Annotated in this window: 6 protein-coding genes; 5 read left to right on the top strand and 1 reads right to left on the bottom strand. The window is 53.6% G+C overall.

Translation table 11 applies throughout. The annotated features are described in order from the left end of the window. Positions 1 to 150 precede the first annotated feature (150 nt). Positions 151 to 1,212: a ThuA domain-containing protein gene (locus Enr10x_RS27680; protein ID WP_232093162.1), complete on the top strand. Its 1,062-nt coding sequence runs from the start codon at positions 151 to 153 to the stop codon at positions 1,210 to 1,212. Positions 1,213 to 1,257: 45 nt separating this feature from the next. Here the strand turns inward: Enr10x_RS27680 and Enr10x_RS27675 are convergent, their stop codons facing one another. Continuing rightward, positions 1,258 to 2,019 (bottom strand): TerC family protein, encoded by a 762-nt coding sequence (locus tag Enr10x_RS27675; protein WP_145115096.1) that lies wholly within the window; start codon positions 2,017 to 2,019, stop codon positions 1,258 to 1,260. 357 nt (positions 2,020 to 2,376) lie between these two features. On the opposite strand from Enr10x_RS27675, the gene Enr10x_RS27670 reads away from it, so the two are divergent. The 4 genes from Enr10x_RS27670 to Enr10x_RS27655 all read left to right on the top strand — a co-directional run bounded on the left by Enr10x_RS27670 (position 2,377) and on the right by Enr10x_RS27655 (position 12,042). Continuing rightward, complete coding sequence (locus tag Enr10x_RS27670) at positions 2,377 to 8,538, top strand: choice-of-anchor Q domain-containing protein (RefSeq protein WP_145452217.1); 6,162 nt, start codon at positions 2,377 to 2,379, stop codon at positions 8,536 to 8,538. Positions 8,539 to 8,940: 402 nt separating this feature from the next. Further along, the gene (gene istA, locus Enr10x_RS27665) at positions 8,941 to 10,425 is read left to right on the top strand and encodes an IS21 family transposase (protein ID WP_145447831.1); all 1,485 of its coding nucleotides are present in this window, start codon (positions 8,941 to 8,943) and stop codon (positions 10,423 to 10,425) included. Between the two features lie 2 nt (positions 10,426 to 10,427). Continuing rightward, on the top strand, positions 10,428 to 11,222 hold the full coding sequence (gene istB / locus Enr10x_RS27660; protein WP_145447830.1) for an IS21-like element helper ATPase IstB: 795 nt from the start codon (positions 10,428 to 10,430) through the stop codon (positions 11,220 to 11,222). A gap of 124 nt (positions 11,223 to 11,346) precedes the next feature. Further along, positions 11,347 to 12,042 carry a hypothetical protein gene (locus Enr10x_RS27655; protein ID WP_145452215.1) on the top strand — a complete coding sequence of 232 codons (696 nt, stop codon included), beginning with the start codon at positions 11,347 to 11,349 and terminating at the stop codon, positions 12,040 to 12,042. Positions 12,043 to 12,074 lie beyond the last annotated feature (32 nt).

The following is a 12,074-nucleotide window of genomic DNA, read 5'->3' as shown; positions in this document are numbered from 1 at the left end:
GAGTCGAGGATTGCAGGCAATTCCGGATTCCAGAACCGATTTTCCGTGACTTGGATCGAGGCCGCTGGTACTTTAAAATATGCAGACCCGCATCGAAAACCTGAATGAACGAAACTGTATCCCTGTCTGATTCCATTGAGGAGAAATCCGTTGAAGTGCTCGCCGATTCTGTCTAAATGTTGCCTGCTGCTGCTGTCCGCCTTCTGCTTCATTTCCTGTACCGCCGCCGATCAGCCGGAACAGGCCCAGGTGAAAACAGAAAACCCGGAGAGCCAGGACCAGGGCGATAAACTCTCTGTCCTGTTAATCGACGGGCAGAATAATCACAACTGGCGGGAGACCACGCCAATCCTGAAAAAGATCCTGGAGAATTCAGGGAAGTTTACCGTCGAAGTCTCCACGACACCGCCGGGCGTGCCCCGCACTCCGCGGAAGCCGGCGAACAAGAAGCTGACACCCGAGCAGGAAAAACAGTTCGAAGAATATGTGGAAGCCTGGAAGGCGGAAGTCGCCCGGCTGAAGAAGGAAAACCCGGCGCTGTGGAAGCAGTGGCGTCCCGATTTCAAAAAGTACGATGTTATCGTGAGCAACTACAACGGCGAAAACTGGCCCAAAGCAGTACAACAGGCCTTCGACGAATACGTCAGCAACGGGGGCGGATTTGTCTCCGTGCACGCAGCCGACAATGCATTTCCGGACTGGCCCGCTTACAACCAGATGATTGCCGTCGGCGGCTGGGGCGGTCGCGATGAAAACTCCGGCCCGATGCTCCGTCTGCGGGACGGCAAATGGGAGCAGGACGTCACCGCCGGCCGCGGGGGCACGCATGGCACCCGGATTCCCGTGGTCGTCAAAGTCCGCGAAGCCGAACATCCGATTGTGAAAGGTCTGCCTCTGGAGTGGATGCATCCGGCGGATGAAGTTTACGGCAAACTTCGCGGTCCTGCCGAGAATGTCCAAGTGCTGGCGACCGCTTATTCCGAACCGAACGAACGGGGAACCGGCGAGCATGAACCGATCATGATGACCATCGATTACGGCAAAGGCCGCGTCTTTCACACGACCCTCGGTCACGATACCACGGCTCTGCAGGGGACCGGCTTTCAGATTACGCTGCAGCGGGGGACCGAATGGGCGGCGACCGGCGATGTGACGCAGACGGTTCCCGAAGTCGCCTGGAAAGACAACGAGCCGACCGTGCAGGCTCCTTAAGCGCGATGCTTCAGCAGACTATCAACGCTGGGAGGGTGAAGTCAGTCAGCTGGCCTCACCCTCTTCCAGTTTCTTATGCAGGTGCACGGGTTCTCCCTGCACCTTCCGCATCCGCAGGTTGAGCATTTCTACTGTGACGGAGAAGGCCATCGCGAAATAGATGTAGCCTTTGGGGACGTGCACCCCGAAGCCTTCGACCATCAGCGTCACGCCGACCATGATCAGGAACGAGAGGGCCAGGATTTTAATGGTCGGGTGCTTGTCCACAAAATCGCCGATCGGCTTGGCGGCGAACAGCATCACGCCGACCGAGAGCACAATCGCGATCGCCATGATCATGATATGATCGGACAGACCGACGGCAGTAATCACCGAGTCCAGCGAGAAGACAATATCCAGCACCCCGATCTGCACCAGCACCGAACCAAAAGTGGCGGTCGCAGTGGACGAGGCCTGTTCGTGAGGTGTGGGGCCTTCGAGGCTGTTATGGATTTCATGCGTGGCCTTGGCCAGCAGGAACAGACCGCCGCCGATCAGGATCAGATCGCGTCCTGACAAATCGTAACCGAACAGGGAAAACCAGGGTTCGGTCAGCCCCATGACCCAGGAGATGGAGAACAGCAGGATCAGTCGGGCGATCATCGCCAGGCTCAGTCCCAGCGTGCGGGCCAGGTCGCGCTGCTTTTCGGGGAGCCGTCCCACCAGGATGGAAATGAAAATGATGTTATCGATCCCGAGGACAATTTCCAGACTGGCCAGCGTCGCCAATGCGATCCAGGCTTCAGGGCTGGCGATCCATTCAAACATAGTGGCTCCTCTAAGGTTGTGGGGTGTAGAACTGGACCCGGATTATACAGATCGCATCGGTTCTGAAAAGCACAGCAACGCAGGACGCCCTGAGAGGGTTGACGGAAATCAGGCCGAATCGAGCAGAATCACAGAAATATACTGCTGTGCTCAGGTCTGTAGCCGGGCTGACAACTGAATAACGACTGTAATCGCCCCGAAAGTGGGGTAGAGCCACAGGTTAATGAATTGCGAAAATCCGCTGAAATTTTGTTTATTTGTTGTATTTACCCTATTTGATGGGTACTATACGAAACACTAGACATGTAATGACCATACGTAACCTTCCTTGAGATTTGCAGCCGGGTACCGCCAACTATGTTCCCCTTTCGATGGTTGAACTCACTGCAGGACCAGTTTCAGTCTTGCCTTGTGAGGGACCGCCGCAGACGCCAGCTCCAGCAGCACCATTCACATGCACCGCGTATCGCGCGTGCCGTCTCGCTGCATGCCGCAGAGTCATTGGAAGTTCGCATGCTGCTGACCACATTCACGGTGGTCAACACGGACGATTCCGGCGAAGGGAGTTTGCGGGCAGCGATCGAAGCCGCCAATGCCCAGGCAGGGGCGGATGAAATCACATTCGCTGCCGCCCTCAAGGGACAGACGATTGAGCTCGCCTCTGAATTGCAGATCACCGATGACCTGACGATTGATGGGCTCGGTGCAGACCCCTGGCGTCTCCCGATTACCATCGATGCAGGCCATCACAGTCGCATTTTTAATATCGATGACAATGCACTCTCAGCGATTGATGTTACGATCAGCGGGCTGAGTCTGATCAATGGTTCTGCCGATCAGGGCGGCGCCATCCTCAATCATGAAAATCTGACGCTTTCCGACATGGCATTCTTAGAGAATCAGGCGGCGGGAATCGGCGGAGCGATTTCTTCGTATAGAAATCAGTTAACCATTTCGAACAGTCTGTTTGATCAGAATACTGCTGGTAGTTCTGGCGGTGGAATCTACAGTCTCGGTTCCTGGATTACGATCCTTAGTACCAGTTTTCTCGGTAATACATCGGACAGAAATGGAGGAGGAATTTATACCGCTCAGGATGCACATGCATCCGTTCCTGCGCGCATCGAGGATTGCCTGTTTGCAGATAATACAGCTGTATCGGGAGGGGGAATCTATAATACTACGATGGTCTATCAATTTGGATCCTCTGAACTGTCGATTGCCAGAACACGCTTTCAAAATAATACAGCCACTGATTCTGGAGGAGGAATCTTTAATGGAGACTCCTCAATTTCGATCACAGACAGTTCGTTGACAGAAAACACAGCCGCCCGCGGTGGGGCCATCAATGGTAGCTACGATGGAAGTATTTCGCTGAAAAGCAGCACCCTTTCAGGTAATATTGCCACCGATTATGGCGGAGGAATTGCATATCAGGGTTCGCTGGAGATAGCCAACAGCACACTGTCCGGAAATCAGGCCCATGGTTCAGGCGGCGCGATCTATCAATTTGGATCCTTCTTTCGCTATTATCCTGTGGTACTTGAACCGGTCATTCTACCGATTTTGCCGTTCCTTGATGATACGATACCAGATCAATCTTCCTTAATATCACCCGCCAGCGATCTGGCCGCAACTTCATCGATTGGATCAGCAGACAATGGAATCAGTCTGTGCACGTCTCGTCTTGTGTATGAGCCAAGCAGCTTAAGGATCACCAACAGCACCATCACCGGGAATTCTGCGGGATCATCGGGAGGCGGACTGGCTGGTCTGAGCGGAACTGATGCACAAATTAACAACAGTATTATCGCCGGGAATTCTGCCAGCTACAGCAGTCAGATTCAGGGGAGCTTTAACGGCGGTTTTAACATTATTCAGGCCAGCATTGATGGTCTGCTCGATCCGGTGCTCAGAGATAACGGCGGCCCGCCCCTGACACACGCCCTGCTGTCCGGAAGCGCCGCCATTGATGCCGGGGACAATCAACGAGTGGCCGATTCCGGTCTGGTAACGGATCAGCGTGGGGGAGACTATCAGCGGATTTATGCTGGCACCATTGATATTGGTGCGGTGGAATTTCACGCCTTGCATCTCGTGGTGGATACGCTGTCGGATGCAGATGATGGCGATTATTCCAGCGGTCACCTCTCATTGCGGGAAGCCATCAAACTGGCGAATCAGACATTTGATACCGATCAGATTACCTTCAGTAACTCCCTGGCAGGCGGGACGATCATGCTGGAGAGTGAGCTGCTGATTTCATCCGGGATGCACATCATCGGGCTGGGGCAGGAGCAGCTTACCCTGGATGGGGGGGACGACAGCCGGATCTTCCGCATTGATGATGGAGACACCTATTCCGCTGCAGGAGTGGAAATCAGTGGCCTGTCTCTGAAGCATGGAAGCGCGGACCGTGGGGGCGCGATTCTGAACTACGAAGACCTGCTGCTGTCTGATGTTGTGCTGACGGAAAATACAGCCACCACAGACGGAGGCGCCATCTATCATGCCGGCGGGCAACTGATGGTAACGGACTCGATCTTCTCGTATAACCTCGCCCGCAAAAACGGGGGCGGGATTTATAATTCGCACCAGGACCTGATTGTAGAAGAGACGACGTTTTATAGAAATGTGAGCGAAGCAGGCGGAGGCGGAATCTATAGCATTTACGGTTCCAAACTCAAACACAGCAGACCGGATACGATTCCAGGTCCTGCATTTCCAGTATTCCGATCTGTATACACTCCGATCCATTTTATTAATGATGGAGATACTGAGTACAACGTCGTTGCGATTCTCCACAGCAGTTTCCTGGAAAACGAGGCGCGCAGTGGCGGCGGCGTCTATATGACTCAAGACGATTATAGTAACTGGCTCTGGAATTGTGACACGGTATCGGGACTGAGCAGTACAGCTGTCGTTGCTTCCCAGCAGAACTCAGACAATCTCTCCTTGACAGGAAATACGATTGTCGGCTGCACTTTTACCGGTAATACCGCGGACAAAGGCGGGGGTCTATATAATGACGGGCAGCTTACTCTCGGTGAGAGTACATTCACAGAGAACAGGGCATACTATGGTGGCGGTATCTATCACAGAACCGGATCTTTGACCATTCAGAACAGCACAGTTTCAGGGAACAGTGCCACCTACTCGGGGGGCGGCATTTATTCCAGTCCCGATTATCCCATTTCCCGTACCGTTTACATTGAATTGGGGTTCATCCAGTCAGAACCACTCAACTTTACTCCGACTGTAAATGAGCTCGTATTTTCAGGAAATGGAGTCGAAATCACGGCGGACCTGTCTGCAGAACAGGTTGCACTGGATTCAGCCAGTTCCAGTTTTGATGCAATCTCCACGAATCCATTCTCTGCTGCAGACACAGCCATATCAAGTACTGTTGATTTGATGTATCAAGTCAAGTCAAGCAGTCTCCACATCCAGAACTCGACCATCACGGGGAATGCAGCAGGCGTAAACGGAGGCGGGCTTTATCTGACGAATGCAGATAACAGTTTCATAAGAAGCAGTAACGACATCACCAACAGTATCATTGCCGGGAATACGTCTCCGGACAATGCTCAGGTCGAAGGCGAATATGACGGCGATTTTAACATCGTCCAGGACACCATCGACGGTCTGCTCGATCCGGTACTCCGAGACAACGGCGGCCCGACTAAAACGCACGCCCTGCTGCAGGGGAGTGCCGCCATCAATGCGGGCAGTAATGCCGCCGTCGAAGCAGCAGGGCTCACTACCGATCAGCGCGGCGGCACTCATCAGCGGATCTTTGATGGCACCGTTGATATTGGTGCAGTCGAGTTTGACGCCTTCTCCCTGGTGGTGGATACCCTGTCGGATGAAGATGACGGCGATTACTCCGCAGGACAGTTGTCGCTGCGAGAAGCAGTTCGTCTGGCCAATCAGAGGTTTGGTGCGGACACGATTACCTTCGCAGGAACACTTGCGGGGCAGATGATTTATCTCAACGGCGAACTGCTCATCTCAGACAGTCTGACGATCGAAGGTGACATCACAGATCAGATCATCATCGATGCCGGTCACAACGGTCGTGTCTTTACGGTCGATGACGGGACAGATGCCCTGATTGACGTGTCGCTGCAGGGGCTGACGCTCACCCATGGTGAGGCTGAACGGGGCGGGGCGATCCTGAACTTTGAAGATCTTTCACTGTCCAACAGCACGATCTCTGAAAATGAAGCCAGTGACAACGGAGGCGGAATTTATCATGCAGACGGCCGATTGACAATCACTTCCAGCCTGTTCCTGCACAACCTGGCCGGCAAGAGTGGCGGAGGCATCTTTAATGATAATCGAGATTTGAATATTTCAGACAGCCGCTTTCAACAGAATGTGGCTCAGAGACATGGTGGGGGAATTTATAATATTACCGGGGTCGTCGGTTTTGAATTCCATGAGCCGTTATTCAGTGATCCCTATTCTTTACTTTGGACTTATCCTCCTGCAGACAGCTATAGCACGTTCTACAGCGTTACGACCATTGCCCACACCAGTTTTGTCGGCAACGAAGCAGGAAACGGAGGTGGTCTCTACAGTGCTTCTCATTTCGAACGGCCTACCTATGAAGACTATTTTAATCAACAGAGAGATGCAGGGCAGGCTCAAATACCCGAAACTGACTCCTCTGCTCCCAATCATCATGCCGAAGCCGGCACTTCACTCTCAGGAGTGACTTTTCAGACCAATCGTGCTAACAGGGGTGGTGGGGTCTATCTCGCTTTCGGAGAAATGATCCTCTCCGATAGTCTGATCAGTGAGAATACAGCAGAAGGATACGGAGGGGGACTTTATAACCATGGTAAACTGACCGTGGTCAATTCTACCATCTCCGGGAATCAGGCGTCCGAGGGAGGTGGTCTCTTTAACATGTCAGGCCAGTCATCTCTAACAGGGAGTACCTTAGCGAATAATACAGCCACCACCACCGGAGGAGGGCTCTCTACTTCTGCTGGCAGCGTGATATTAGAGAATTGTACCATTTCGGGAAATCATGCTGGAACCAGTGGTGGCGGGGGATATTTTTACAATCGAAGTCCCTACCCTGTTCTGGATGACCTACCGATTCAGAATCATCGGGAACAGTCAGCGTCCTCAGTCACAGATGCAATTAGTTCTACTTCGCTTATTCTGCAGAGCGATTTGACGAGTAACGACTCATTGACAGGTTCTCTGATAGACTATGATTTTCCGCCTCCTAAGTTTGTCTTCTTAATTTTCATCAGTCATGTCAATATTCTGAACTGCACTGTTACAGGGAATACTGCCGGAGAGTCAGGCGGTGGCTTGCACAGTACCGGTGTCAACGCGCCAGATTTTGTGCTGTCGAATACAATTATCGCGGGTAATTCAGCTGCTGCTGACGCGCAAATTGAAGGAGAGTATTTCGGCGATTTCAACATCATCCAGGACAGTATCGACGGTCTGCTCGATCCGGTACTCCGAGACAACGGCGGGCTAACCTGGACTCACGCCCTGCTGCCCGACAGTGCCGCGATCAATGCCGGCAGCAATGCCGCTGTCGAACAGGCCGGTCTGACAACGGACCAGCGGGGAAGTGGTTACGAGCGCATCAAAGAGGGTACCGTGGACATCGGCGCGTATGAGGTGCAGGCGCCCTATACTCAGATTGATTTGCGATTCGTCAATTCGCGGACGCGGACCTCGAGCAACGGCGAAAAATCAGAACTTCCCCAGAACCGCACCTGGATTGACGAATGGGGCAATCACTGGCTGGAAATCTGGATCAGCACGCCCGACTCCTCCGATATCGGCGTCGAGTCCGCCGGTTTCAATCTGAACTATAACCCACAAGTCGCGCAGGCGGTATCCATCGAATTTGGTCCCGCCTTCACCGGGGCGCAGTCCGGAGCCATCGACAACAGTACGGGAACGATTACCGGTCTCGCTGCGGAAACCACACGGACCGAAGTCGGCGATGACCAGTATGTCCTGTTTGCCCGCGTCCTGTTTGAGTCGGCGATCGGAAACGGGACCGAAGCGAATCCGGGCGAGCAAATCGTGTATCCGGAATTCACGCTCAATCACTCACATGTGCGGCTGGTTGGAAGCGCAATCAGTGAATTGATCCAGGCCGCGCCCCTCGATTCGGTCCGCTACAAAAATCTGCACGGAGCACGACCGACTCGCTCTGTCGATTCACAGCAGTTCGACCTCCCCACATCCGGTCTGTTCAACACTGACTGGTGGAACGAGTTGCTGCTTGTCGATCCGGGATCGGCAGCAGATGACGGCCAGCTGTCGCTGATCGTCTTACCTTACAGCCAGGCATTGACGACCGCGGATCTGCTTCTGCCTCTGACTGATGAGAGGCTGCTCTCAGACAGCTTGACTCAGGGTGAAAATTCACAAAACACCCCTGAATCCGATACAACAAAACCAGCCGACTGGGACACCCTGATTGATGGATATTTCAGTGAACTGAATGACACGTCAGATCTGCTTTCCTTCTGATACAGACATGAATTCCCGCAGGGAACATGTTGTCTTTGGACCCGTCTCTGGTACTATACGAGCGTGTTAACTCTATCTGTCCACGTGTTTCTATCTATGCCCCCATTGCAGTTATTTTCAATATGAAATCTTACCTGTGGTTTTCCACACTGAAACAGCATTTTGACCGCTGTCAACGCCAGCGGTCTCGTATACGACGGCGCCGAACCCATTCACAGCACGCAGGTTCCGTCTCAGCCCAGGTTTTGTAAACAGCGGCCAGAAAACGTAGCGCCTGTCGGGTAGTGGCAAATCGGTATAAAAACGTAGCGCCCAGATGACCACCTGTTGGTTTTGGGTCAGACTCTCAGTATATGAGTCAGTTCTGATCCGGAAACAGCGGGGGCAAGGGTGATTACAGATATGGAGTTATGGGGTGAGATCCGTCGGCGTGTTCTGACCGGAGAAATCAGTCAACGTGCTGCTCGTGACGAGTACGGTATTCACTGGGACACGCTGCAAAAAATACTGACCTACTCGGAGCCGCCGGGATACCGGCTGACTAAGCCCCGGCCTTCCAAGCTGGAGCCGTTTCTGCCGATCATTCATGAGATTCTGCAGAACGACCGCAGCGTGCATCGCAAACAGCGCCATACGGGGAAGCGCATCTTCGAACGTCTGCGGGACGAACACGGGTATTCCGGTGGAATCACGATCGTCCGGGAAGCCATCCGTGACTGGAAAGCCCAGTCCCGCGAGGTTTTCCTGCCGCTCCGCCATCCCCCGGGCGAAGCCCAGGTGGACTTCGGCTTTGCCGATGTCTGGCTGGACGGAACACTGACCAAAGTCGCCCTGTTTGTGATGACGTTACCTTATTCGGACGCGATTTTTATCCAGGCCTTTCCCCGGGAATGTACGGAAGCCTTTCTGGAAGGACACAAGCGGGCCTTTGAATTTCTGGGCGGTGTACCGCAGCGGATCAGCTATGACAACTCGAAAATCGCAGTAGCCAGTCTGGTAGGGAACCGTGAGCGAAAAGTAACGACCGAGTTCCTGCGTCTGAAAAGCCACTTTCTGTTTGACGATCATTTCTGTCTGGTACGACGACCGAATGAGAAAGGCCATGTCGAGCGGTTGCTGGACTATGCCCGCAGCAACTTCCTGGTCCCCGTTCCCCGGGTTGCTTCCCTGGAGACTCTGAACGAGCAGTTAGTGCAATGCTGCCGGAACGATCTGCAGCGTCAGTTGCGGGGACAGGCTTCCCCCAAACAGAGCCTGCTGGCGGAAGAACAACGGGAATTCCTGCGGCCCCTGCCACAGCAGACGTTCGAAGCCTGCCGACTGGGACAGGCACACGCCGACTCCCTGTCGCTGGTCCGCTTTGATACCAACAGTTACTCGGTTCCCACAAAATACGCGCATCGTCAGATCACTATCGTGGCCACCATCACCGAAGTGCGGCTGTTGTTTGAAGAGACGTTAATCGCCCGGCACCAGCGGGACTGGGGACGGGAACAGACCCGTTTTAACCCGATTCATTACCTGAGTTTACTGGAACGGAAGCCGGGAGGCTTTGATCATGCCCGCCCCCTGGAAGACTGGGATCTGCCGGTCTGTCTGGGCATTCTCCGCCGTCGGCTGGAAGCCGAACTGCAGTCAGACGGCACGCGGGAGTTCATCAAGGTGCTGCGCCTGCTGGAACACCATCCGTTATCCGCACTGAAGCGTGCGGTGGAATACGCGCTGGACATTGATGCGACCCGCGCTTCTGCCATTCGCCTGATTCTGGAATACCAGCAGGAGTCACCGCTGACTCTGTTCAGCCTGGAAGGCCGTCCCCACCTGAAGCTGGTACAGGTGGCACAGACGGATGTTTCTGCTTACCAGTCCCTGTTAATCGGAGGTTAAACGTGACCAGAAAACAAACCAAAAGCCTGGTGCTGCTGCAGCACCATCTCAAGAACCTGAGGCTGCCCACCATCCTCAGAGAATGCGAAAAGATCGCCGCCCGTTGTGCCACTGACAATGTCGACCATCTGGGATTCCTGTTACAGTTATGTGAACTGGAACTGATTGAACGGGAACGCCGGGCCGCGGAACGACGTCTGAAGGCCGCGAAGTTCCCGACGTATAAGACCCTGGAAACGTTCGATTTTCAGGTCCAGCCCGGCCTCAACAAACTGCTGGTCAGCGAACTGATGCGGGGTGAGTTTATCGAGCAGCGGGAGAATATCCTGCTGGTGGGCAATTCCGGCACCGGCAAGACGCACCTGGCAGTCGCCCTGGGGATTGCCGCCTGCGGCCAGGGAAAGCGGGTCCGCTTTTACCAGGTCACAGAACTGATTACCCAGTTAATGGAAGCCCGCGAACAGCGGGAGTTAACCCGCCTGAAAAAGCAGCTCGCGAAACTCGATCTGCTGATTCTGGATGAACTGGGATATGTCCCCGCAAGTAAACTCGGCTCCGAGTTGCTGTTCGACGTGATCAGCACGGCTTACGAACGTTTCAGCCTGATCGTAACGACCAATCTCCCCTTTGAAAACTGGACCGAGGTCCTGGGCAGCGAACGGCTGACGGGGGCCACACTCGACCGGCTCACCCATCGTTGCCATATCCTGGAAACCACTGGTGAAAGTTACCGGTTACAGGACGCCAAACGGCGGCACACAAAAAGCTCAAGCAAGCAACCGCGACTGACGAAATAACAAAAGACCACGCATTCGTCCCCAAACAGCCACATCAGGACGAATCCTGCACAGACAGCGCTACGGTTTTCAACCGGCACGCGCTACGTTTTCTGACCGTTGTTTACAGGTTTCGCGTCACGGTGTGGAAACGCTGGAAGAACGTACGCTGTTGACCGCCTTTACGGTCATGAACACTGATAATACGGGGGCAGGCAGTCTGCGGGCCGCCATTGAAGCCGCCAACGCGAACGAGGGTGCCGATACGATTACGTTCGATGCCTCACTGGCGGGGCAGACGATTGTGCTGGGCGATGAGCTTTCCATTTCTGATGATCTGACCATTACCGGGTTGGGCGCCGATCAGTTAACGATTGATGGAAATGGTGACAGTCGAATCTTTTTCATCAAGGATGCCAGTTACCTTACCTATATCACAGTCGAACTTGAAAACCTGACATTAACAAACGGCAAATCAGATGATGGTGGTGCCATTCTGAGTTATGAAAAGTTAATCCTGAAGGATTCTGTCCTGACTGGGAACAGTGCAAAAAATGGTGGGGGGATTTATCAATATAACGGCAATCTGGATGATGCAACTTTGACAGTGTTACATTCCGAGTTCATCGGAAATGAAGCTTCCTCCTATGGAGGAGGCATCTTTGCGGAAGGCGTATGGAGCCTTGACATATCTAGCACGACTTTTGACACGAACAAAGCCTTGAGTGGAGGGGCAATCTACAACAAAAGTGGTCCGATGACGATTCAGGAAAGCAGTTTTTCAGGGAATCAGGCTAGAGGTAGTTTCAAAACCCAAAACTACGTGAACAGTTTGGTATAGTATTTGTACGAGTACCTCCCTCGAAAGGAGGT

This window comes from Gimesia panareensis (assembly GCF_007748155.1).
Lineage (GTDB): Bacteria > Planctomycetota > Planctomycetia > Planctomycetales > Planctomycetaceae > Gimesia > Gimesia panareensis.
This window is presented reverse-complemented; position numbering and strand designations above follow the sequence as displayed.

Coding starts and splice junctions, on each gene's coding strand:
- Enr10x_RS27675 (WP_145115096.1), bottom strand. CDS start 2,019: ATGTTTGAATGGATCGCCAGCCCTGAAGCCTGGATCGCATTGGCGACG.
- istA (WP_145447831.1), top strand. CDS start 8,941: ATGGAGTTATGGGGTGAGATCCGTCGGCGTGTTCTGACCGGAGAAATC.
- Enr10x_RS27670 (WP_145452217.1), top strand. CDS start 2,377: ATGTTCCCCTTTCGATGGTTGAACTCACTGCAGGACCAGTTTCAGTCT.